Source organism: Undibacterium paludis, assembly GCF_022568815.1.
Lineage (GTDB): Bacteria > Pseudomonadota > Gammaproteobacteria > Burkholderiales > Burkholderiaceae_D > Undibacterium.
Genome location: NZ_JAKZHX010000002.1, coordinates 11,794 through 36,247 on the forward strand (window position 1 = coordinate 11,794; position 24,454 = coordinate 36,247).

Consider the following 24,454-nt stretch of genomic DNA (forward strand, 5'->3'; position numbering starts at 1 on the left):
AAAACGCCCGCGAGCCTGACTGCGGGCGTTTTTTATTGCCTCTTGTCGTCTCAAGTGTGCCTAAACTGCATTGAAAAAGGACATAAATATGCATATCGCCGTTGTTGGTGCTGGAATCGCAGGTTTGACTATTGCGCGACAATTGCAAACCCAAGGTCATCATGTAACCGTGTATGAAAAAAGCATGGGTGTCAGTGGCCGTATGAGTACCCGGCAAACTGAGCTTGGCGGGTTTGATCATGGCGCCCAGTATTTCACAGCCAGCTCTCCCCGGTTTAAAAAAGAAGTGGCGGACTGGAAAAAATTTGGCTGGATAGTGCCCTGGAATGCCAAACTGGTGACCCTTGATGCAGGGAAAGCCAAGGCTGCCGGGCAATCCGGTACCCGTTATGTGCCAGTACCGGGCATGAGTGCTCTTGGCAAGCAACTGGCGCACGGGCTTGATGTCCGCACTGAACATCAGGTTGGCGCTATTGAAGCACTGGGCAAGCAGTGGTTGTTATCAATACGCGCAAGCACCGTGCCCGTAGCCGCCACTGCCGGTCCATTTGATGCGGTGATACTGGCGATGCCAGCAGATCAAGCTGAACCTTTGTTGAGTGTGCTCCCGCCATTGTCCAAGCAAGCCAGGTCAGCCAGCCTGGCGCCATGCTGGACCTTGATGCTGGGTTTCCAGCATTCGCTGGATTTGCCGTATGACGGCGCCTGGGTCAATAACTCGCGCCTGGGCTGGATCGCTCGCGACGATATCAAGCCGCAGCACAGGGCAGGAGAGCGCTGGGTTTGTCATGCGACAGCCGCCTGGAGTGTGGAGCATCTTGAAGATGATGCCGAACGCGTCAAGGAAAAATTGAGCAAGGCTTTCCACGAGGCTACAGGCAGCTGGATACAGCCTATCCATGCTGTTGCCCATCGCTGGCGATATGCCCAGGCAGACAAGCCACTGGCGACAGACTTCCTCTGGGATGCGAAAAAGGGAATAGGTGCATGCGGAGACTGGTTCAGTGCCGGGCTCGATGGTGCCGGCAAGGTGGAAAATGCATTTTTGAGCGCCGTTGCGCTGGCCAGGACTATTGGCTGAGCTAACATGCATGCAGTTGCGCTATTGTGATGTATGCGGCAGGTGTTGGTTGATTTCAAGCCTGAAACCTGCCCAGTCTCAATGAACTCGTGCTGACCTGCTTGCCGGTGGACTCAAACCGGCAATGGCTTTATTGTGGCCTAATTCAGTATCCTGGCCAGTCCACGGGCGGGTGTGCCGGCATCATGCAAGGTCCATGATTTGCGTATGCCTTTAGGGACATGCCACAAGGCAGTTGTACCAGCACGGAAAAAAGCTGTCTCGCCCGGCTTCAGGGAAAAACGTTGGCCCTGGTATTCAATGTCAACACCGCCGTCCAGTACATAGATGGCTTCGTCCAACTGGTAGTGCCACTCGAAGGTGGACGGGCCGTCACATTCAAAGATTCCTGAACTGGTCTTTCCATCATGGGATTTGAAAAACTCTGTTGCCCTGAAGTTGGGTTTGCCTTCCTTGATCCAGGACGGATCAACTTCAAAGGGCTGCACTGGCAATTTTCTGGCTACGCTGGTTGCTGGTTGCACTTGTGTAATATAGGCAACGGCCTGGTAAGAGCTGGCGCCCAGTAAAGTGATGATGCCGGCAGCAATTGCGATGGTCAGAGATCTTTTCATATGGTATCTACTCCATAACTACATGCTGGAAGCATAACATCAGCTGTCAAATGGATATGATAAATAAAGTCAAAATCATACGATGTCTTACCGCCTCCTTCTATGCGATATGACTGCGTTCACCTGTTTGCAAGCGCCATAATGCAGCATAACCGCCGTTTTGCGCCAGTAATTCTTCATGTGAGCCACTTTCGACGATTTGGCCAGCTTCCATCAAATATATGCAATCAGCCTGGCGAACGGTGGACAGACGATGGGCAATGACGATAGTAGTGCGATCACGACTGATGACATCCAGGCTGCGCTGAATTGCGGCTTCCGTCTCATTGTCAACCGCACTGGTCGCCTCATCAAGTATCAGCAGGGGCGGATTTTTCAGGATCGCCCTAGCAAGCGCCAGTCGTTGACGTTGTCCGCCCGATAATTTCTGGCCGCGCTCCCCTATGCGGGTCGCGAAACCCAATGGTAGTTTATTGATGAATTCCGTGGCTTCTGCCGCTTCTGCTGCTTTCCTGATGTCCGTATCGCTGGCATCGTGCATACCATAAGCAATATTGTCAGCAATCGTGCCGTCAGTCAGAAAACTGTCTTGTGCAACATAACCTATCGTGCGACGCAAATCCTGGAGATTGATTTCATTGATCTCCAGGTCATCAACAGTGATTCTCCCTGACTGCGCTGAATAAAAGCGCAACAGCAATTTCACCAGGGTTGACTTGCCGGAACCGGTTGAGCCGACAAACGCAACGGTCTTGCCGGCAGGAATATGCAGGTTGATATCTTGCAAGGTTTTTTGTTCGCCATAGGCGAAGCTGACTTGTTCAAAACGTAGTTCGCCCCTGGTCTGGGCTGGCGAGATATGCTTGCCTTCATAGGGAATGCTGATCTTGGTATCAAGCAAGCCCATGGCGCGGTCTATTGCTGACATGGAGCGCTGGTACATATCTGCAACCTCGGCCAGTCCTGTCATCGGCCATAGCAGGCGTTGGGTCAGGTAGACCAGTACAGAATAGGCGCCGACGGCAAGATCACCTTGCAGCGTCAGCCAGCCACCATAGACCAGGGTAGCTGTAAAACCGGCCAGAATTGCCATGCGTATCACCGGTGTGATTGCTGAACTGATGGCAATGGCACGGCTGTTGGCGTCTCGATATGCGTTGCTGGCTTCGGCGATATGGTTTTTTTCGAAGGCTTCTGTTGCGAATGCCTTGATGGTCGCCAGGCCAAGCAAATTATTATTCAGGCGCGCACTGACGTCGCCAGCGGCTTCACGTACTTTGGAATACCGAGGTGCCAGTTTTTTCTGGAACCAGAATGCGCCGATCAGAATTGCCGGGACTGGTAGCAGGGAGATGATGGCCAGCGATGGCTGCAAGGTAAAGAAGACGGCACTGACCATGATGGATGAACATATCACCTGGATGATCTGGTTTGCACCGCCGTTGAGGAAGCGCTCCATCTGGTTGATGTCTTCATTTAAGATGGACATCAGATTGCCAGTGCGTTGATTTTCAAAATAAGCCATTTCCAGCTTTTGTACATGATCATAGGTATCAAGCCGCAGATCGTGTTGCAGGTTTTGTGCGAGCTTGCGCCATTTTAGTGACAACAGGTATTCGAACCAGGATTCCCCACCCCAGATCAACGCGTTGACTGCACCAAGAAACATCAATTGATGCCAGGTGTCCGTAATGCCAAAGCCGCCCAGCACCCGCTTTGCCAGAAAACTCTTGTCACCGTTGATGACGATATCAACTGCGACGCCGATTAACACTTCAGGCAAGACATCAAAAAATTTATTCAGTATCGAGTAAATGGTCGCAAGGCGGAAATCATTGCGATAGGCTCTGGCATATTGAAGCAGTTTTTTTAAAGGATGAACTGGCGGCATGGTTTGGGAAATGAATTGGGAATGCTGCTGGGAAACGAAAAAGGACTGTAAATTCTACAGTCCTTTTCTTGTTTGCGTTTATTTGCTCAGACGCTTGTTCAGTCTTCGCGACGCAGATGCGGGAACAGGATGACGTCACGGATGTTAGGTGAATCCGTAATCAGCATCATCAGGCGGTCTATGCCTATGCCACAGCCACCGGTTGGCGGCAGGCCATATTCCAGGGCGCGGATATAGTCGGCGTCATAGTACATGGCTTCTTCATCACCGGCATCCTTGGCGGCAACCTGTGCCTGGAAGCGGGCAGCCTGGTCTTCAGCGTCATTCAATTCCGAGAAGCCATTGGCGATTTCGCGGCCTGTCATGAACAACTCGAAACGCTCCGTAATACCTGCGACTGTGTCTGAAGCGCGTGCCAGTGGCGATACTTCGACCGGGTAATCGATGATGTAGGTCGGGTCCCACAATTGTGCTTCTGCTGTTTCTTCAAACAGGGCCAGTTGCAAGGCACCCAGGCCAGCTGTGGCGAAAGGCTTGACACCAAACTTCAGCAATTCTGTCTTGATGAATTCGGCATCATGCAATTGCTCGTTGGTGTAATGCGGCGCATATTTGTTGATGGCACCAACGATGGTCAGACGCTGGAAAGGCTTGCTCAGATCGAGCTCTCGCCCCTGGTAGGTCAGGACAGCCGTACCATGCGCATCTTCAGCTGCCTTGCGTATGACCTGTTCGGTAAAGTCCATCAGCCATTTGTAATCGACATAGGCTGCATAGAATTCCATCATCGTGAATTCAGGGTTGTGGCGTGGAGATACGCCTTCATTGCGGAAGTTGCGGTTGACTTCAAATACACGATTGAAACCACCGACGACCAGGCGTTTCAGGTACAGTTCCGGTGCAATGCGCAGGTACATTTGCATGTCCAGCGCATTGTGGTGGGTAATGAAGGGCTTGGCTGCTGCACCGCCAGGTATCACGTGCAGCATCGGTGTTTCCACTTCCATGAAATCATTGCTGTTCATGAACGTGCGTATGGAGTTCATGGCTGCAGTACGCGCCTTGAATGTGCGGCGTGTATCTTCACTCATGATCAGGTCAACATAGCGCTGGCGATACTTGGTTTCCTGATTGGCTAGGCCGTGGAATTTATCCGGCAAAGGACGCAGGGACTTGGTCAGCAGGCGCAAAGTACTGACTTTGATGGTCAATTCGTCTGTCTTGGTTTTGAACAGTACACCGACAACACCGAGAATATCACCCAGGTCGTACTGATGGAATGCTTCCATCTCGGCTTCGCCAGTTTTGTCAGTTGTGACATACAACTGTATGCGACCATCAGCCTTGATGCCGGAAGCATCCTGCAATGTAGCAAAAGCGGCCTTCTTGCCCGCCGGGCGGCTCAGCATCATGCGGCCGGCAACGCTGACTTCGACATTCAACGCTTCCAGTTCTTCGCGGCTCATGGCACTGTATTTTTCTTGCAGCTCAGCAGCTTTGTGCTCGGGGCGGAAGTCATTCGGGAATGCGACGCCTTTGGCGCGAATGGCGTCAAGTTTGGCGCGACGGACGGCGATGACGGAGTTTTCGTCAACGGCTACTTCTTCAACTGATGAGGTATTATTGATTTCAGACATAAATTTCCCCTAGGGAGGGCTGGCATCTGGCCGGCAGGTTTTGATTCTTTAAGGTAGCGCAGGGTACGTGCCTGCGCACAGGATTACACGCCTTGCTTCAGCGAGGCTGCGATGAATTCATCAAGCTCACCATCAAGGACGGCCTTCGTGTTACCAGTCTCAAAATTGGTGCGCAAGTCCTTGATGCGGGATTGATCGAGTACGTAGGAGCGGATTTGATGGCCCCAGCCCACATCGGTCTTGGAGTCTTCGAGATTCTGTTTTTCGCTCATGCGCTTGCGCAGTTCAAGTTCAAACAGTTTGGCTTTCAGCATTTCCCAGGCTTCAGCACGATTCCTGTGCTGGCTGCGGTCATTCTGGCATTGCACGACGATGCCGGAAGGGGCATGTGTCAGACGAACAGCGGAATCCGTTTTATTGATGTGCTGACCACCGGCGCCAGACGCACGGTAGGTATCGGTACGGACATCAGCCGGATTGATGTCGATTTCAAATGAGTCATCAACCTCAGGGTAGACAAACAGGCTGGAGAAGGATGTGTGACGACCGTTGTTTGAGTCAAATGGGGATTTGCGCACCAGGCGGTGTACGCCGGTTTCCGTACGCAAGAAGCCATAAGCGTATTCGCCTTCAACTTTCAGTGTGGCAGTCTTGATGCCGGCGACGTCACCGTCAGACTGTTCCAGGATTTCTACCTTGAAGCCCTTGCGTTCGCAATAACGCAGGTATTGGCGCAATAACATGGATGCCCAGTCCTGGGCTTCAGTACCACCGGCACCGGCCTGGATATCGATAAAGCAATTGTTCGGGTCCATGGGGTTATTGAACATGCGACGGAATTCCATACCTTCCACCAGCTCACGCAAACCTTGTGCATCAGCTTCTATGGATTCCAGGGTATCGTCGTCATTTTCTTCACGTGCCATGGCGAACAGGTCATTGGCGTCACGCAGACCGCTATCGGCCTTGATGAGGGTATTGACGACTGCTTCCAGGGATTTTTTTTCCTTGCCTAGTTCCTGGGCGCGTTTGGGATCATTCCAGACGGTAGGATCTTCGAGTTCAGCGTTGACTTGTTCCAGTTTCTCTGACTTGATATCGAAGTCAAAGATACCTCCGGAGTTCGGCTTCGCGGACTGTCAGGTCGGCGAGCAGGGTGGACAGGCTATTGAGGCGTTCGGCTTCCATGATAGGTACTTTTCTAATGCAATCAAACCTTGCATTATACCTTGCCGGATCGGGCTTGACGTCAATAAGCGTGTTTTGCCAGCTCTAAAAACGGGAAATTATGGCTTATCTGTATGATTTGTCACAATAATATGGTTTTGCGCCATCTGGGCCTGCCTTCATCGTCGCCATATCGCTCGTGTTTTGCTGGCAAAATGAAGGCTTGCACGGTATCTGATGATGTCTGGGTGTTACCAGACGGAATTTGTGACGGTGGGCTTGGCATCCCTATGGCTTTCCATCCATTTTGCCAGGTGATCTTTAAAGCATGTCGGGCAGATATGGTATTGCGTCAGCGTTGCCTGGCCGCCGTGAGGGAAGGATTCCTCTTCTTCAAGCTGTATGGTGGTGATGATTTTTTCATGCTCCTTGTTGCCCCAATTTTCATCCCAGCGCGATTCGGCACCGCAGACATCACAGGTGAGTTTGTCGAATACTTCTTCTGTGTGCTCGAGTATCAATACTGTTTTCATGTGTTTCATACTTCCTCCTTGAGGTTGTCACGAGACATGGTGGCAGGTGGTGATTTGATTCTACATCACTGGCAAGGCATGAAAAGATGAAGGCGAAAAAAAAGCTGTGTTTGCCAACACAGCTTTTTTGTCAGTTTACTATGGTCGGATATGACTGGGTTCAGCGCCTGCCAGACTTTACTGCAGCCGCTTTGGGTTTGGCTGACTTGTAAGCCAGGGCGGGGCGTGCGGCACTACTTGCGCCAGTTTTTGATATCGCTGACTTTGTGGAGCCTTGCTTTATCGTATTGCCTGCCTGTGGTCGTGGCGTTGGCTTTTTGCCAAAGGTGTTGATTTTAGGCGCGGCTACCCGTCTGCCATTGGCGACACCACTTTCCTCTACAGTAATCGGTATGACAGGCTGGCGCGAGGGGATAAGGTGGCGTGGGCCACTACCTATCAGATCGCGCCTGCCCATGCGTATCAGGGCTTCATGAATGATTTCCCAGTTTTCTGGTGCGTGGTAGCGCAACAAGGCTTTGTGCAGCTTGCGTATTTTGCCAGAGCGCGCGGTTTCCACCACTTCTGAGTCTGCCGTGACCTTTTTCAATGGATTCTTGCGCGTGTGGTACATGGTGGTTGCCAGTGCCATGGGGGTAGGCATGAAAGTCTGTACCTGGTCCAGCTTGAAATCATTCTTTTTCAGCCAGATTGCCAGGTTTAGCATGTCTTCATCGGTTGAACCCGGGTGGGCGGCAATGAAATAGGGGATCAGGTATTGTTCCTTGTTCGCCTCTTTCGAATATTTCTCGAACATTGCCTTGAATTCATCATAGCTGCCTATGCCGGGTTTCATCATTTTCGACAAGGTATCGGATTCAGTATGCTCGGGGGCGATCTTTAGCAGACCGCCAACATGATGGGTAACCAGTTCCTTGACATACTCTGGCGATCGTACTGCGAGGTCATAGCGCAGACCGGAACTGACCAATACCTTCTTGATGCCGGGCAGGGCGCGCGCCTTGCGGTATATTGAAATCAGCTTGCTGTGGTCAGTACCCAGATTGGAACATATCGTCGGATACACGCAGGACAGCCGGCGGCAGGACTCTTCTATCTTCTTGTCCTTGCAGGCCAGGCGATACATGTTGGCCGTCGGGCCACCAAGATCAGAGATGGTGCCGGTAAAGCCTTTGACCTTGTCGCGGATTTCTTCTATCTCACGCAAAATCGACGGTTCGGAGCGGCTCTGTATGATGCGGCCCTCATGCTCGGTAATGGAGCAGAAAGTGCAACCGCCAAAGCAGCCACGCATGATGTTGACCGAGAAGCGTATCATTTCCCAGGCGGGTATGCGTGCCTTGCCATAGGCTGGGTGGGGCGCACGGGCATAGGCGCGGTCATATACGCCATCCATCTCATCCATGGCCAGTGGCAGTGGCGGCGGGTTCAGCCATACGTCACGGTCACCATGGCCCTGCACCAGGGCCTTGGCGTTACCGGGATTGGCTTCCAGGTGAAATACCCTTGAGGCATGGGCGTACAGTACTGCGTCATCCTTGACTTCATCAAAAGATGGAAGGCGTATCACGGTCTTGTGCTGTTTGTTGCGCAGCATGGCCTGGCGTTCTTCCCGGCTCATGATGCGTATGGCCTGCAACTGAACGACGTCTTGCTTTTCTTCTGCTGGCGCAGCTGGATCATCACCGGTGGCGCACTTGGCATCTTTTTCAGGCGTCATTGCATACGGATCGGTGTGCGCATCTATCTTGCCTGGGGTGTCAACTTTGACGGAATTGATTTCTGTCCACTCCTGATCTGGCAACCAGCCGCGTGGAACCATGAACGCTGTGCCTCGCAAATCTCGAATGTCTTTGATGGCTTCGCCGGCAGCCAACCGGTGGGTCAGATCTATCAGGGCGCGTTCGGCATTGCCGAATAACAGGATGTCAGCTTTGGAGTCTGGCAAGACTGAGCGTCGTACCTTGTCGGACCAGTAATCATAATGGGCGATACGACGCAGGCTGGCTTCTATGCTGCCGACAACGACATTGGCATCCGGGTAGGCTTCACGGGCACGCTGTGCATACACAACCAGCGCACGATCAGGGCGTTTGCTGCGATCTCCGTCTGGTGTATAGGCATCTTCAGAGCGTATCTTGCGGTCAGCTGTATAGCGATTGACCATGGAATCCATATTGCCTGCAGTGACGCCGAAATACAGATTCGGTTTGCCCAGAGCGCGAAAAGCATCTGCAGACTGCCAGTCAGGCTGACTGATAATGCCGACGCGAAAACCGTGGTGCTCCAACAGGCGGCCAATCAATGCCATGCCAAAACTGGGGTGGTCAATATAGGCATCCCCAGTAACGAGAATGACGTCGCAACTATCCCAGCCCAGGGCATCCATTTCGGCGCGGGACATGGGTAAGAAAGGGGCGGTCTTTGTTCCACCAACATCAGGGCGAAAACGGGGAAAGGAGAATAGGTTTTTGGGCTGAGCGTTCATGGGCGGAATTGTACCGGAAACCTTTGGGTTTTGCTTGCGTTTTGGGAAATTTCTCTGAAAAATCAAAAGCTTGCGATCTGCTTGGTGTAATCCTGATTTGAGAGATTTACTTGCAAGTGGTGAACAGACGGGCGGCTTGACGCGGGTAAGTGTTGATGGTTGGCACGGCTTGGTTGATTTGCCAACTTCTGTTTGTGTGTCGGACCAACGAATATCTGATGATGCAATTTTTCAGGAAGCGGTAGATACTCTTCTGCCTGAATCGTGGTTGAAATGTCCGGGAAATTCAAATTTGTTTAGCCAATTACCAGCTAATACCATATTAGATATAGCCGATTTCGCGTAAAATCGCGCCAATATCAATTTGGCAGGAGAAGTAAATGAGTATCAAATCCGATAAGTGGATACGTCGCATGGCAGAGCAGCACGGCATGATAGAGCCGTTTGAGCCTGGTCAGGTGCGCGAGGACAATGGCCATCGTATTGTCAGTTATGGTACTTCTTCCTATGGTTACGATATACGTTGTGCTGATGAATTCAAGATTTTCACCAATATCAACAGTACCATTGTCGACCCGAAAAATTTTGATGAAAAATCGTTTGTCGATTTCAAGGGTGATGTCTGCATCATCCCGCCGAATTCGTTTGCACTGGCTCGCACGATGGAGTATTTCCGCATACCGCGCAGTGTGCTCACTATTTGCCTGGGCAAGTCAACTTATGCGCGTTGCGGCATTATTGTGAACGTCACTCCGTTCGAGCCTGAATGGGAAGGCTATGTGACTTTGGAATTTTCCAACACCACACCTTTGCCGGCGAAGATATATGCTGGTGAGGGTTGCGCGCAGGTCTTATTCTTTGAAAGTGATGAAGTCTGTGAAACGTCCTACAAGGACAGGGGCGGCAAGTATCAAGGTCAACATGGCGTGACTTTGCCCAAGACTTGATGTCTGTTGACTTATAAGTTGATATTGACAGATGCAGCCTGATTACGCAGCCATACTTCAGACGATTCATTCTGAAGTTCAGCCTTTATTGTCTCAGGGGAAAGTGGCTTCCTATATTCCTGAGTTATCAAAAGTATCTGCCCGTCATTTTGGTATGGCGGTATATGGACTTGATGGCAGCACCTATGCCATTGGCGACAGCCAGCAGAAGTTCTCATTGCAAAGTGTGACCAAGCTGTTTGCACTGGCACTGGCATTTTCGCGTGAAGGAGATGCCATCTGGGAGCGAGTAGGGCGTGAGCCTTCAGGTAACCCCTTCAATTCCCTGGTGCAACTCGAATATGAGCGTGGCAAGCCGCGTAATCCTTTCATCAATGCTGGCGCCCTCGTGATGACAGATATTTTGTCTGCGCGTTTTGTACAGTCAGATATTGCGGTTCAGCAGTTTGCCCGGACCATCGCCGGTGAAAGTACGATCGATTTTGATATGGCCGTAGCCCAGTCAGAGCGACAAACTGCCCATCGCAATTATGCGATAGCCCATTTAATGAAAGATTTTGGCAACTTGCACAATCCGGTCAAGACAGTCATCGACAGCTATTGCCGGCAATGCTCCCTGACCATGACCTGTGCAGAACTGGCCAAGGCTGGCAGCTTTTTGGCCAATCATGGCACTGTCCCCTGGAGTGGCTTGCAGATACTCGATGCCAGTTCATCCAAGCGACTCAATGCCTTGATGCTGACTTGTGGAACCTACGATGCAGCCGGCGACTTTGCCTATAGAGTGGGGTTGCCTGCCAAAAGCGGTGTTGGTGGCGGTATCCTGGCCTTGGTGCCTGGTGAACTGGCTGTTGCTGTCTGGTCGCCAGGCCTGGATGCTACAGGCAACTCGCTGGCGGGCACTTATGCACTGGAACGTTTTACCACCTTGACGGCGCGCTCCATATTTTGAGTGTGCTGCTGCGCATGATCAGTGCTGATCATGCGCAGCACGCTGGAAGATCAGGCCATGAAGCCCAGGTTGCGATTGGAGAAGCTCGTGATATTCGGGAAAATATCGTTGATCTGTGAAGTGCTCAAACCAAACCAGTTTGCCAGCGTTGCACCATATTGATCTACAGATATCTGTGGCAGCAGACTGCCTGAGCCTACGTCCAGGCTGTGCTTCAGACCCGTGACAGGGAATTCGCCATAAATGTTATTGCCCTTGACTGCGCCGCCTATCACGAAGTGATGTGAGCCCCAGCCGTGATCGGTGCCGTCGCCATTGCTGGTAAAAGTCCGGCCAAAATCCGAGGCTGTGAAGGTGGTGACCTGGTTGCGCATATCTGTGCCCTGCAGATTGGCCATCACGCCGTCAAAATAACTGAGGGCATGTGCAAGCCTGGCCATCAGATCAGCGTGGACAGTGCGCTGAGCATCATGTGTGTCAAAACCACTCAGGCTGACAAAGAAAACCTGTCTTTGAGCGCCGAGGGCGCTGCGTCCGGCAATAATCCTGGCTACTGTCTGCAATTGCGCAGCCAGAGGATTGTTTGTCAGGTTACCATTATTGGGATTGGTATATTGTGTGGGATTCGGAACCCCATTGCCTCCAGCCGGGGCCATCGCCGGACTGAGCAGACTTTGCGCATTGATGGAGCGATTGGTGACTGCGGCATGTTCTTTCTGGAACAGATTGCTGCTGTCCGCAGTGATAATGTTTTTTAGTGGATTGCTGGCCGCGCTGGAACCGAACAGGCTACCGGTCAAGCTATTGATGGGGACGGCACCTGAAGCACTGACCTGGTATTGATTGACTGAACGACCAGACAGGAATACGGCGTTCCCTGATGCTGATATCGCTGTAAATACCGGGTAAGAATTGGTTGAAGCCAGCATGTCACCCATCCTCCCGCCCCAGCCATAGGCAGCACCCTCCGGTGCATATGCTTGCCATAGGGATTGCTGGTCATTATGAGAGAAAAGCTTGGGTGGTATTGGCACGCTGCCCGCCTTGTACTGTGCCAGCGTCGTCGGCACGATGAGCGGGCCGACATTGCTGAGTATCGCGGCGCGACCGCTGTCAAACAGCGACTTCAATGGACCAAGCTGCGGATGCAGGCCAAAACTCCTGCCAGCCTGTGGGCTAATGGGGGTGATTGGCAGAACGCCGCCGCTGCTGCCAACTGCAGGCAGGGCAATGGAACCTGCTTCGTTTGTCGTGCGCACGGTCAGGTATTGCGTCCAGGATGTACTGTCGGTCGCCAGTACCGTATTGGCATGGTCGTTGGCACCGTAAAGGAACAGGCAGACCAAGGCTTTATAGCCACCAGTAGATGTCTGCGCAGCAGCCGATCCCAGTGTTGCCAGGTTGATGGCGAAAGGGAGGCTGGCAGTCCCCATGGCGCCTGCGGCACCCAGTGCTGTGGAAACGCGCAGGAATTCGCGGCGCGAAGCATTCACTTTAGTCATGATGGGTTCCGTTCATTTTTGAGTCAGATACTCAGGCGAAGCCATAGTCAGGAAAATCGCCAGGTAAACACGATTCTTTTTCGCCGTATCGGCATTTGCCGTGTTGTTAGTCGGTATTGCAACGGAATTCACCGCTGTCAAAATCTGGCTGCGCAGGTTGCTGCTCATCTGGCTTGCCATCAGATTGAGGTTGATCTGATCGAGCAGCAGTTCTGGCGTCGGCGCCAGCGCAATCAGCGGTGTATAGTCGGCTTTGATGTCGCGCGAGGAGCCTGTTCCATTCGGGATGATATCTCGCATGAAGTTCAGGTAGCCAACTACCGAAGTCTCGCCAGTAATCTGCATCTCTGGTGATACCAGCCCGGCGCTGGCAATACTGGTGTTGGGCGGAACATAACCAGGACGATAAAAATTGAATACGGACGGCGAACGCATTGGTGTTTCCGACAAACCGCTTAAAGGGTCATCAGTACTTGTCATCAGGAAGCGGCCAGAAGTGGATTTCACATCAAAAGCACGCATCCAGTTAGCCAGGCGCAAGGTGGGCTCCCGCAATTTGCCTGTATTGGCAAAGGCAAGGGTTGAGTCTGTGCGGGCTTCGTTATCAAGCAAGATGGCCTTGATCACGGCTCGCATGTCACCACGTACGCCCTGGCCGTTATTGTTGAAGGCTGCAGCGACCCTAGATATGTATTGTGGACTGGGGTTGCTGGTGACTAGTCTTTGGATTAATTGTTTGCCAATAAAAGGACCAACATTAGGGTGATTGAACAAGGTATCCAGGGCAATTTTCAAACTGGCTTCTGGGTTTGCCGCAGATTGTGCCGGAATCGTGACACCCAAAAATGATTTGGCAGAGATTGAATGATATTTGGGGTAGCTTTGCATGGGCAGCCAGTCGCGATTCGCATCAGCATTGCCGCCGAAAAAGCGTGTATCGCTCTTGTCAGGGCCAGCCCAGCTCCATCCGGTGAATACTTTTGCCAGTCCTGCAATATCTGTACTGGAATAAGTTTCTACGGGTTTGCCGTTGCTAAGCAGGTAAGTGCCATCCTGATTGAGTTGATACAGGCCTATCGTAAATAACTGCATGACTTCGCGTGCGTAATTTTCATCGGGAACCTGGGTGCCAGATTCTTTCTGATTGCGCAGTGAAGTTAAATAGGTCCCCATCATCGGGTGCAGGCTGACGGATTCCAGCAGATTGCGATAATTACCAAATGCGTTTGCAGCCAGGGTGTCATAGTACGATGCTACGCCACGAGGGTAATTGGCAACGTTGCTGTCCTGAAAAGAAATGACGAGTATTTGTGATAATGCAAATGTGACACGCTGACGCAGCTGATCATCGCCAGTGATGGCTTGTTGCCAGAAAGATTCAAAGAAATTGTTTTGACTCAGGTCTTTCAAACCATTGATGAAGCCTGCGGCCTGTGCATCCATGTAACTGCGATGCAGTTTTTGTGGCATGAGAAATTGCTTGTCTATCCATGCACTATAAGAGCTGCTCGTCACGCCATTAATGGCGGCATTGTTCGCCCCAAAGCTGGCCTGCGCCAGAAAGCGTGATGCCTGTGCCGGTGTCGGCGCACTGCCTGGTGGCGATTGAAAACCGATCAGGGCCTGTATCAAACCATTGGCTGCACTGGTGTCTGTGGGGGATACAGCGCTGGCCAGAGCCATGCCCTTGGTGATGGAGTCCTCTGTGCGTACGTAACTCAATCCCTGTTGAATTGCATAAGTCTTCGCAACGCTGATCTTGTTGTCAAGCAGACTGCTCACCCAGCCATAGACAGGGTCGCCAGAATAGCCATGTGCCGCAGTCAGCATAGAGCGAACCACGATGCCTCGGGTTACCTTGCCGTTGGCCAGGCTGCTGGTCCAGTAGTCAAGACCCGCCTTGTCCGGCGATGGGCGACTCAACACATTTCGATACACATTGGTGACGAAGTCCGTATTGTTGGCATCAGGGGCATAACCAGTTAAGGCAGCATCCTGGATAGCCGCAATATAGAAAGAATCACCGATTTTTTCTATCGTCATGCCATTTTTGAATTGCGTAATCCAGTATGCCAGACCATTTGCATCAGGGATGCGGTTGAAATAGGCGATGTACAGTTCAATGATGGCATTCAAGTCATTGGCTGCGATACTGCTGGCCAGACTGGCGACTTGAAGGTTGACGGTGACATCTTTGAAAACCAGTGACTGTATGTTGGCAGCGACACTGGTCGTGCCATCATTGCCAACATTGTCTTTGACGGAATACCCTGGATTTGTCGCTGTCAGGCTGTAGTTTGAGCGATTGCCACTGAAGCTGATTGTGGTACCGTTAGCGACCGGAGTTGGTGCGACCAGAGGCGGGGCCGCAGACACAGGTGGAGTGCTATTTGACAGGCTAGTCTTTTCATTGCCACCACAAGAAATCAAGGTGATGACTGAAAGGATGACCAAGCAGCGTTTAATTGTATTTAGCCTGATCTGAGGCATGATGGCTCCTGATTATTCGTTCCCAAAATTCCATTTTGGAAAGCTAATTTTAATCCAAGCGATCAGGTGCAATACCCATAAAGAGTAAGTAATTGTAATCCGTTCATTTCTAAAACCGGCTGACCAGCGGGTCTTGTAAAAAGTTAAAGACGAAAGGTGAATAGTTAGTCCATTTCTGCCAGTGTCTGATGAACGAATGCGGAAAGTATGAGTTTGGATTGGGGTGATACGTCAATAAACTCAAAACCATGACGGTATTCGAGTCCATTTTCAGTAGGGGCTTGCGAGCGCAGGATGACTTTCAGTGACAGATATTCATCATTTCCGGCAGCACTGACTTTGAACTTTATTATTCCAACATCACCTTTATTGCCAAGCTGTTTTTTGATGACACCTGAAGCGCCGCCCATGCTTAAATCCCCGAGGGTTGCTGCTGCAGTTTGTTCTGGATCACCGATTGTTACAGAGGCAATAATTTTAACAGATGCTCTTGAACCCTGGCGTATCGTGCTGCTACGTACCTGTTTGGGGTAAGAAAGATGCAGGTAGGAATGGGGTGAATAAACTGATTTGACTGCAGAGGCGGTAAAAGCGTAAGCCTTTTTGCCCGGAAAGGCTCGAACTATGAAAGTCTGCCCATCTCTGACAATCACTGCTTTGCCATCGATTGTTGGTGCAGTCACCATGACAGACATGTTTTTTACAAAGCCTATCAATCTCACTGTGTAACGTGTGGCGGCATGGTCATGTACTTGCAGGTAAAGAGTCTCACCGACATTCCAGCGTACGCTATCAAGCTCCATCACCACATCTTTGTTCGGATCTGGCGCTGTCTGAGTGCTGCTTGCGGCACCTGATGGAGACAGGCTTGCTTTGGATATCGGGGTAAGTTTGGACGGTATGGTGTCCCACATGGCATCAGGATTGCAATAGCCGTTTTCCAGCAAGCTCTCGAGTTGGTGCTGGCTTTCAACCTTGACGCCTGATGCCATCAACAAATGGCCTTGCTCGTCATAGATAGGCCACGGAACTGCCTGACCCACGCTGATCTCGGCATGCTTGATTGGCATTAGTCCTGACGCACCACCCATGTCTTGTATCCGTAATCTGAAGTACCTGTTTGATTGTATATCGAAAGCAAATGCAAATTAAGTGTAATGTTGCTTGTTTGTATAAAAAAGCACTTATTGCCCTTGAACGGAAATAAGTGCTCTATCACACAGATAAAACAACGGATAGCCAGCCTTTGAGGGGCCGGGGACATGCTTACTTGACGGCTTCTGATGTGGATTTTACGCAATCCACAAAATAGCCGCGTTTGCCGTCGACTTCTGCCTTGACCAAGCCGTGGCAATCAGTCTCGAAACCAGGGAATTTCTCGTTGAAATCGCGAACAAAACGCAGGTAATCAACGATGGTGCGGTTAAAGCGTTCACCGGGAATCAACAGCGGGATGCCCGGTGGATAGGGCGTCAGCAAGATGGCCGTCACACGTCCCTCAAGCTCGTCAATGGAGACGCGCTCGATTTCACGGTGGGCCATCATGGCAAAGGCGTCCGATGGCTTCATGGCTGGCTGCATGTCGGATAAATACATCTCGGTCGTCAAGCGCGCCACGTCATGGCTCTTGTACGCTTCGTGTATTCCCTGGCACAGGTCTTTCAGGCCTACGCCTTCATAGCGTGGGTTGGCAGCAGCAAATTCCGGCAGGATACGCCACATAGGCTGGTTCTTGTCATAGTCGTCCTTGAACTGCTGCAAGGCAGTCAGCAGGGTATTCCAGCGACCTTTGGTGATGCCGATGGTGAACATGATGAAGAACGAATACAGGCCGCATTTTTCGACAATAACGCCATGCTCGGCCAGGTACTTGGTGACGATGGAGGCAGGGATGCCAGTTTCGCCGAATTTACCTTCCAGTGATAACCCTGGTGTGACAATGGTAGCTTTGATCGGATCCAGCATATTGAAGCCGGGCGCCAATTTACCGAAGCCGTGCCAGTCGTCTTCGGCACGTATCATCCAGTCTTCACGCGAGCCTATGCCGTCAGCGGCAAATTCTTCCGGGCCCCACACCTGGAACCACCAGTCTTTACCCCATTCCTGGTCAACCTTGCGCATGGCGCGGCGGAAGTCGAGTGCCTCAAGAATGGACTCTTCTACCAGTGCGTTGCCGCCGGGTGCTTCCATCATGGCAGCTGCAATATCGCAGGAGGCGATGATCGAATACTGGGGGGAGGTGGACGTGTGCATCAAGTAGGCTTCATTGAAGCTGTCTCTGTCGAGCTTGCGCGTCTCGGACTCGCGCACCAGAATCTGTGATGCCTGTGAAATACCCGCCAGCAGTTTGTGCGTGGACTGGGTAGAGAAAATCATCGACTTCTTGGCTCGTGGCCTGTCTTTGCCGATCGCATGCATGTCTTTGTAGAAATCATGGAAGGTGGCGTGCGGCAGCCAGGCTTCGTCGAAGTGCAGCGTGTCAATTTCACCGTCGAGCAGATTTTTCAACACTTCGACGTTGTATAGCACGCCATCGTAGGTCGACTGTGTGATCGTCAAAATACGTGGTTTCTTGTTCTTGGCTTCGCGCGCAAATGGATTGGCTTCTATCTTTTTCTGTATGCTTTCCATGCTGAACTCTTCCAGCGGAATAGGGCCGATAATGCCAAGGTGATTGCGTGTCGGCATCAGGAATACAGGTATCGCACCACACATGATGATAGAGTGCAGGATGGATTTATGGCAGTTGCGATCCACTACGACGATGTCGCCTGGCGCCACCGTAGAATGCCAGACCATCTTGTTCGAAGTCGATGTGCCGTTTGTGACGAAATAGCAGTGGTCCGCATTGAAAATGCGCGCAGCATTGCGTTCGGACGCGGCTACCGGCCCGGTGTGATCGAGCAGTTGACCTAATTCCTCAACCGCATTGCAGACGTCAGCGCGCAACATGTTTTCGCCAAAAAACTGGTGAAACATCTGGCCTATTGGCGACTTCAGGAAGGCCACGCCACCCGAGTGGCCGGGGCAATGCCAGGAATAGGAGCCGTCATTTGCATAGTGCACCAGTGCACGGAAGAAGGGGGGCGCGAGGCCATCAAGATAAGAACGGGCTTCGCGAATAATATGACGCGCCACAAATTCTGGCGTATCTTCAAACATGTGAATGAACCCATGCAACTCGCGCAGGATGTCATTAGGGATGTGGCGTGAGGTCCGCGTTTCACCATACAGGTAAATCGGGATATCGGCATTCTTGTAACGGATTTCTTCAACGAAGGCGCGCAGCGACTTCAATGCATAATCCGTTTCTTCGTCTGTACCATCGCCAAATTCTTCATCATCTATCGACAGGATGAAGGCGGAGGCGCGGGACTGTTGCTGGGCAAACTGGGACAGATCGCCATAACTGGTCACACCCAGTACTTCCATGCCCTCGGATTCGATGGCTTCAGCCAGGGCACGTATGCCGAGACCGGAAGTGTTTTCAGAGCGGAAGTCTTCGTCGATGATGACGATGGGAAAGCGGAATTTCATGGAGGTCTCCAAAATAGCTTGTTACAAGGGAGACGCCTGGGCAAGTTAAATCAACCGCTTGCGCGCCGAAAATTCAAAGAAGCGCATTCTCTCAGATATGTGGGTGCTGATGTAAAAAAATAGTGGATTTCAACCAAGAAATGCAAAATTTCATCTGATAGTCATCCAAGTGCCATTTGTACCGTATCTTCCATTGTTAATGGCCGTCAGATGTGAAGATAATTTGACATGCATGTCTGATAATTATTATATTGTGGCCAGTGCAATAAAAAAGGAGTGCTTAAATCAGCACTCCCTTTGTCAGGCTGTGACAACGCCGATTATCAGAAGCGATAAGTGGCAGCGGAGAAGATCGTGACGGGATTCCTCTGGAATACAAACGGACTTCTGCCGGCATCACCGCTCAGCCTGCTGACGGAGGCGCCGGTTGTCAGTGACCAGTTGCTGTCTATATTCCAGCTCCAGCTGGCGCCAAGCTTGATGTCCGATATGCCCGAGGAGGGTGTGTACTGAGCGTAGCCACTGGCTGCTGATTGCGTGGCATTGACGCCAAAGTAGGATTGCATGTAGGACGAATTGACCCAGTTTGCCCCTATGCTGGCTGATAGTCTGTGTTGTGGACTCAATACCGTGGATGCCAGGGCTCCAAAGCTGACTTGTACGCCGTTATGATCTACGCCTGATCCATAGCGTATTGACGAAGCAAGAGAAAAATTTTGATTCAGGTTGTAGTTAAGGAATGCACCGGGTTCCACCGCGGTATTGACATCGCCCAGACCACGCAATTTGCTTGAGCGTGACTCATCGCGTGCAGCTTCCAACGTCATGCGCAGACCATATTGGATGCTGGCATTTTTTGAAAAGTTATAGCCCAGGCCGTTAATGGCGCTGAAAAAAGCACCGTTCTTCCATTGAGTGTCAAACACGGGATAGGCGGCCAGCCTGCGCTCATCCGAGCCTGTATATTTCGGCAGACTCAGGGCGGCAGCTCCAAGCGAGAAATTGACATCCTTGGGCAGATAAGACTGAGGAATCAGTTGCACAAATTGTGAGGTTTGCGCTGAAGCAGTGCAAGCCATCGCCAATAAAGTGACACCGAGTATTTTTTTCATTATGTTCTCGTTCTGTTAAATGTGGAACCAGGCAAATCCCGCCAAAACAGCACCAACACCCGCGACGCCATAAGATGCATATTGCAACCATTTTTTCTTTGTCAGCAAGGTGATCGCTGCCAGAGAAATGGCAATTTGCACCGCCGTCATGGCTTGTGCCCAGCGGTGATGCTGATGTAAAGCTGCTTCAGACTTCTCTTCAAAAGCCAGGCTTTCTTTCTCAAGTTCTTCGGCTTTTTTCTTGATTCCTTCTTTTTCTTTGCTATAACGCTCGGCTTCGGCGCGGTATTTCTCGACGTTAACGCCAGGAATTCCCACAGCCAGTTCGGCCAGATTCTGTTTGCTTGACTTCGACTGATAATAATTCCATTGGTTCGATGCTTCAGTCTTTTTTATTGCGGCATCATTTTTATACATGGCAGCGCTATTTTGTGTTGCACCGCCTTCATAGCCAAATAAGGCACCAACCGTTGCCATAATGGCAGTCATCACTGCTATTCTGCTGGCAAAATCATCATTGCTGTGGGCTGCATGTTCCAATTCATGATCATGCGGTCCGTGTACGTGAAAACCATGTCCTGACATATTAATCCTAATTCTTTTTGTAAGTCACAAATGCGAAATGTAAATTATTTTCCTCAGAGTAATGTTCTTCTCTTGCGGTCTCTATCCATATTAACGGATTGATCACAGGGAAAAAAGCATCACAAGCAAATTCCTGTTGTATCTCAGTCACGATCAGTTGATCGGCAACGGCCATGCTTTGCTGATAAATCTCTGCCCCACCGATGATAAAACCCATTTCTTCAGTCAGCATGCTCCGTGCTGCTTCCAGGGAGGGCGCAGTTTCTACCCCCTGGTGTTGCCACTCCGGGTTGCGCGTTACCACGATATTCCTGCGTTGTGGCAGGGGTCGGCCTATGGACTCAAAGGTCTTTCGGCCCATGATGATGGGGTGGCCACTGGTAGTACGTTTGAAGTGGGCCAGATCAGCAGGTAAGTGCCATGGCAACTTATTGTCTATGCCTATGCCGCGCTTGATGTCGGTTGCAACAATAATGCTCAAAGATGACATGATGATGAATTTCGGACTGGATTTAACTTAGACAGCGACAGGTGCCTTGATAGCAGGATGTGACTCATAATTGGCAAATTCAAAATCATCGAACTGGTAGTCAAAGATCGAGTCCGGCTGTCGTTTGATGATAAGTTGGCATAATGGTAATGTTGTTCTGGTCAATTGCTCATCAACTTGTTGCATGTGATTTGAATACAAATGGCAATCACCACCAGTCCAGACAAAATCGCCGACTTCCAAGCCGGTTTGCTGGGCAACCATGTGTGTCAATAATGCATAAGATGCAATATTGAAAGGCACGCCCAGGAAGATGTCCGCACTACGCTGGTATAACTGACAAGACAGCTTTCCATCAGCAACATAAAACTGGAACATCATGTGACAGGGAGGTAATTTCATCTGCGGGATGTCGGCGACATTCCATGCTGAAACGATGAGCCTTCTTGAATCCGGGGTATTGCGTATCTGATCTATCACCTGCTTGATCTGATCTATGTGCCCGCCGGATGGGGTAGGCCAGTTGCGCCACTGTGAGCCATATACCGGTCCCAGATCGCCGTTTGCATCGGCCCATTCATTCCAGATCGATACACCATTGTCCTGTAAATACTTGATATTGGTGGAGCCTGCCAAAAACCAGATCAATTCATGCACGATAGACTTGATATGCAGCTTTTTGGTCGTCACCAGAGGGAAGCCCTGGCTGAGGTCGAAGCGCATCTGGTAGCCAAACACAGACACGGTGCCTGTGCCTGTTCGGTCGGTCTTCTTCGTGCCGTGCTCTTTGACATGGCGCATGAAATCAAGGTATTGATGCATGAGGGGTATATAGCTAAGATGAGTTGCGATTTTGTCTAAGTCGCTAGTATACCTTAATACCTTGGGCCAAGAAGAAAGTGGGTGACTTGGTTGCCGTGCCTGAGGGGCTTTTTTATGGCAAGCCAGACGAGGGAGAGTTAACGTTTGCTGAGTAGGGGATTGCTGGACTCGGGTTCGCCTGGGGCGATCAGGGGCAATTTGATTTCAAACTTGGTGCCATGGCCGACAATGCTGCTGGCATGTATGTTGCCACCAAGGACATTGGTGATGATGTTGAAGGTGATGCTGAGACCAAGACCACTGCCGCCCTGGCCAAATTTGGTGGTGAAAAAGGGCTCGAAAATGCGATTGATGATATCTGCAGGGATGCCTTTGCCATTGTCCTCAAAAATGATGATGACTTGCTCACCCTGTTTTTCAGCCGTGCAGCGCATATGGCCTTCTTCACGGCCCTCCAGACCATGTGCTACGGCATTGTTGACCAGATTAGTGAATACCTGGCCAAGCAGACCAGGGTAACTGTCCAACTGTATGTCAGCCGGGATGTCCAGTTCCAGCGTAAATGGTGTCTTGCGCAAACTGGAGTGCAGTAGTGCTGTCAACTCTTGCAACATGACCAGCAGGGTGAATTGACGGCGTTGGGCGCTTGACTGGTCAACAGCAACCTGTTTGAAGTCGCCGACCAAATGAGCTGACTGTTGCAGGCCACGTAACAGCAGTTTGGTGGAGTCAACGGCAGTATTGGCGTAACGGGTCAGGTCAGAACGACGCATCTTGCCTTCTTCAACCATCTTGACCAGATTGCGTGTCTCTTCTTCAAGCGTACTGGCAACCAGCAGGCAATTGCCCAGCGGTGTGTTGAGCTCATGGGCGACGCCGGCCACCATGGAGCCCAGCGCAGCCATCCGTTCAACGCGGGCCAGTTCGGCCTGGGCCGAATTGACGTTGGCCAGCGCAGCTTCAAGGTTTTGATTGACTGTTTCCAGTTCTTGCGTACGTTGCCTGACCTTGGATTCCAGTGTGCCCGAATATTCAAGCAATTGCTGATTCTTGATTTCCAGTTCGCCAAATGAGCGCTGCAGAGCCTGGCGAGTGGCTTCAAGGCTGGTTGCCAGATGGCCAAGCTCATCTTCGCGGTTCAGGGCAATAGGGTCATTCAATTCACCATTGGCGAGCCGATCAGATTCACCCATCAGGATACGGACCGGCTGTACCAGGCGCCACTGCAAAACCACCAGAATGAACAGGATGGCCAGGATCAGGGAGAGCACAGCCGTAGTGACATAGCGGCGAAAATCCGAGGCGAGGCTCTCTTGAAGAAGGTCTTCTGCCAAGGTCAGTCTGACCTGTCCTATGACTTGTCCACCATGTTTTATTTCCCTCACCATGCTGGTGAATGGGCCCTTTTGTGACTTCTTGCGGGTGTCGTTCTTGATGAATTCTTTCCTGTCAGGCAAAGTAATGACCTCTATGGTCGCCACCCTGGGATCCGAGTAAACAACTTCACTGGAAATATTGGCAATTTCAGGCGTAATCTGCCATAAAGGCTCACTTAGAATGACAGATAAAATTTCGACCAGGCGATTATGGTCTTCGGCATTCCTGACTTGGGCAGCCGTTTCTATTGTATGCAGGTGGTAGGGAATGAGGATGGCAGCGGGGACGGTCAATCCGAATACGACGGCCAGAATGATCGCTAATCTTAGCGTAATTCTGCTGCGTAGCGCAGATAAGAGATGTCGAAACTGCATTGCAAGGTCCTTGTGCAACACTTCCCGGTGGGTGGGGCCAGGCGAAACAGGGGTAAATCCCGCCAGACAATCATTTACAGAGCAGACATGACATGATTACACACAAACACACCGTTTGATAATTACACAAACAGTCTCAAAATACTAAAAGGTTTTTTGTGTTTCAGCAAGTTGTGATTCGGGAGTGGGGCCTCCGGTATGGCAGTGTGTCGTCAAATCTCCAAAAAAGCAGGACTGGAGTTTGACGCTGGGTTGGATATGGCCATTGGCTGAAGGGCTACTTTGCTTCTTCTATCCAGGCCATCTGTATGGCTTCCAGTATTTTTTCGCCGCCGCGACCATGGTCGTCATCGAATTCTTCCAGATCGACCACCCAGTTATGCAGGTCAGTAAAACGTAGGCTCAGTGGATCAATGTCGGGGAATTTGTCGTTCAGTGCTTCTGCTATCCTGAAGGTGTCAGTCCATTTCATGTCGTGCTCCAGTGAATGTCGATGACCGCCTGCGAAATACTGCTTAATGATTTTCGCGTGCGTGATTGATCGTGTACTTGGGGATTTCTATGGTGATGTCCTGCTTGCCCAGTTTGACCTGGCAAGACAGGCGAGAGGTAGCTTCCAGGCCCCAGGCTGCATCGAGCAAGTCTTCTTCATCATCGCTTGATTCATTCAGGGTGTTGAATCCTTCGCGTATGACGACGTGGCAGGTCGTACAGGCGCATGACATTTCGCAGGCATGTTCAATTTCGACATCACTTTCAACCAGAGCTTCGCAAAGTGACTTGCCTTCTGGCGCCTCAATGACAGTACCCTCGGGGCAAAGCTGCGGGTGCGGTAAAACGATAATTTGTGGCATG

General features: G+C 51.1%; 20 protein-coding genes. 3 read left to right on the forward strand and 17 right to left on the reverse strand.

The window, feature by feature from the left end; all coding sequences use genetic code 11:
* Nucleotides 1-88 precede the first annotated feature (88 nt).
* A complete protein-coding gene (locus tag LZ463_RS04615) occupies nucleotides 89-1,081 on the forward strand; it encodes an NAD(P)/FAD-dependent oxidoreductase (protein ID WP_241454339.1) in 993 nt (330 codons plus the stop codon).
* Nucleotides 1,082-1,221: 140 nt separating this feature from the next.
* On the opposite strand, the gene LZ463_RS04620 is transcribed toward LZ463_RS04615, so the two are convergent.
* From LZ463_RS04620 to LZ463_RS04645, 6 genes are all read right to left on the reverse strand, one after another.
* On the reverse strand, nucleotides 1,222-1,695 hold the full coding sequence (locus LZ463_RS04620) for a cupin domain-containing protein (protein WP_241454341.1): 474 nt from the start codon (nucleotides 1,693-1,695) through the stop codon (nucleotides 1,222-1,224).
* A 100-nt stretch (nucleotides 1,696-1,795) separates the two neighbouring features.
* On the reverse strand, nucleotides 1,796-3,586 hold the full coding sequence (locus tag LZ463_RS04625; RefSeq protein ID WP_241454342.1) for an ABC transporter ATP-binding protein: 1,791 nt from the start codon (nucleotides 3,584-3,586) through the stop codon (nucleotides 1,796-1,798).
* 98 nt (nucleotides 3,587-3,684) lie between these two features.
* On the reverse strand, nucleotides 3,685-5,223 hold the full coding sequence (gene lysS, locus LZ463_RS04630) for a lysine--tRNA ligase (RefSeq protein ID WP_241454343.1): 1,539 nt from the start codon (nucleotides 5,221-5,223) through the stop codon (nucleotides 3,685-3,687).
* Nucleotides 5,224-5,306: 83 nt separating this feature from the next.
* Nucleotides 5,307-6,411, reverse strand: a protein-coding gene (gene prfB / locus LZ463_RS04635) for a peptide chain release factor 2 (protein ID WP_241454344.1) whose coding sequence is annotated in 2 segments (ribosomal slippage) — nucleotides 5,307-6,329 and nucleotides 6,331-6,411 — 1,104 coding nt in all. Because the reading frame shifts where the segments join, the coding sequence is not laid out codon by codon here.
* A 230-nt stretch (nucleotides 6,412-6,641) separates the two neighbouring features.
* Entirely contained in the window at nucleotides 6,642-6,932 is a 291-nt protein-coding gene (locus LZ463_RS04640) for a hypothetical protein (RefSeq protein ID WP_241454345.1), read from the reverse strand.
* 151 nt (nucleotides 6,933-7,083) lie between these two features.
* Nucleotides 7,084-9,327: a YgiQ family radical SAM protein gene (locus LZ463_RS04645; protein WP_241454348.1), complete on the reverse strand. Its 2,244-nt coding sequence runs from the start codon at nucleotides 9,325-9,327 to the stop codon at nucleotides 7,084-7,086.
* A 464-nt stretch (nucleotides 9,328-9,791) separates the two neighbouring features.
* Between LZ463_RS04645 and dcd the strand changes: the two genes are divergently transcribed.
* Both dcd and LZ463_RS04655 read left to right on the forward strand, forming a co-directional pair.
* The gene (gene dcd / locus LZ463_RS04650; RefSeq protein WP_241454349.1) at nucleotides 9,792-10,358 is read left to right on the forward strand and encodes a dCTP deaminase; all 567 of its coding nucleotides are present in this window, start codon (nucleotides 9,792-9,794) and stop codon (nucleotides 10,356-10,358) included.
* Between the two features lie 31 nt (nucleotides 10,359-10,389).
* On the forward strand, nucleotides 10,390-11,310 hold the full coding sequence (locus LZ463_RS04655) for a glutaminase (protein WP_241454350.1): 921 nt from the start codon (nucleotides 10,390-10,392) through the stop codon (nucleotides 11,308-11,310).
* 50 nt (nucleotides 11,311-11,360) lie between these two features.
* On the opposite strand, the gene LZ463_RS04660 is transcribed toward LZ463_RS04655, so the two are convergent.
* The 11 genes from LZ463_RS04660 to fdx all read right to left on the reverse strand — a co-directional run bounded on the left by LZ463_RS04660 (nucleotide 11,361) and on the right by fdx (nucleotide 24,453).
* On the reverse strand, nucleotides 11,361-12,812 hold the full coding sequence (locus LZ463_RS04660) for a DUF1501 domain-containing protein (protein WP_241454351.1): 1,452 nt from the start codon (nucleotides 12,810-12,812) through the stop codon (nucleotides 11,361-11,363).
* A gap of 12 nt (nucleotides 12,813-12,824) precedes the next feature.
* Entirely contained in the window at nucleotides 12,825-15,188 is a 2,364-nt protein-coding gene (locus LZ463_RS04665) for a DUF1800 family protein (protein ID WP_241454353.1), read from the reverse strand.
* Between the two features lie 278 nt (nucleotides 15,189-15,466).
* Entirely contained in the window at nucleotides 15,467-16,372 is a 906-nt protein-coding gene (locus LZ463_RS04670) for a flagellar brake protein (RefSeq protein ID WP_241454354.1), read from the reverse strand.
* A 196-nt stretch (nucleotides 16,373-16,568) separates the two neighbouring features.
* Entirely contained in the window at nucleotides 16,569-18,839 is a 2,271-nt protein-coding gene (locus LZ463_RS04675) for an arginine/lysine/ornithine decarboxylase (RefSeq protein ID WP_241454355.1), read from the reverse strand.
* Nucleotides 18,840-19,162: 323 nt separating this feature from the next.
* Entirely contained in the window at nucleotides 19,163-19,951 is a 789-nt protein-coding gene (locus LZ463_RS04680) for a MipA/OmpV family protein (protein ID WP_241454356.1), read from the reverse strand.
* Between the two features lie 15 nt (nucleotides 19,952-19,966).
* On the reverse strand, nucleotides 19,967-20,536 hold the full coding sequence (locus LZ463_RS04685) for a DUF4337 domain-containing protein (protein WP_241454357.1): 570 nt from the start codon (nucleotides 20,534-20,536) through the stop codon (nucleotides 19,967-19,969).
* 7 nt (nucleotides 20,537-20,543) lie between these two features.
* On the reverse strand, nucleotides 20,544-21,026 hold the full coding sequence (locus tag LZ463_RS04690; protein ID WP_241454358.1) for a dihydrofolate reductase: 483 nt from the start codon (nucleotides 21,024-21,026) through the stop codon (nucleotides 20,544-20,546).
* 27 nt (nucleotides 21,027-21,053) lie between these two features.
* On the reverse strand, nucleotides 21,054-21,848 hold the full coding sequence (locus LZ463_RS04695; protein WP_241454360.1) for a thymidylate synthase: 795 nt from the start codon (nucleotides 21,846-21,848) through the stop codon (nucleotides 21,054-21,056).
* Between the two features lie 137 nt (nucleotides 21,849-21,985).
* The gene (locus LZ463_RS04700) at nucleotides 21,986-23,599 is read right to left on the reverse strand and encodes a sensor histidine kinase (protein ID WP_241454362.1); all 1,614 of its coding nucleotides are present in this window, start codon (nucleotides 23,597-23,599) and stop codon (nucleotides 21,986-21,988) included.
* A gap of 277 nt (nucleotides 23,600-23,876) precedes the next feature.
* Nucleotides 23,877-24,071: a Fe-S cluster assembly protein IscX gene (gene iscX / locus LZ463_RS04705; RefSeq protein WP_241454366.1), complete on the reverse strand. Its 195-nt coding sequence runs from the start codon at nucleotides 24,069-24,071 to the stop codon at nucleotides 23,877-23,879.
* 43 nt (nucleotides 24,072-24,114) lie between these two features.
* Nucleotides 24,115-24,453: an ISC system 2Fe-2S type ferredoxin gene (fdx, locus tag LZ463_RS04710; RefSeq protein ID WP_241454369.1), complete on the reverse strand. Its 339-nt coding sequence runs from the start codon at nucleotides 24,451-24,453 to the stop codon at nucleotides 24,115-24,117.
* Nucleotide 24,454 lies beyond the last annotated feature (1 nt).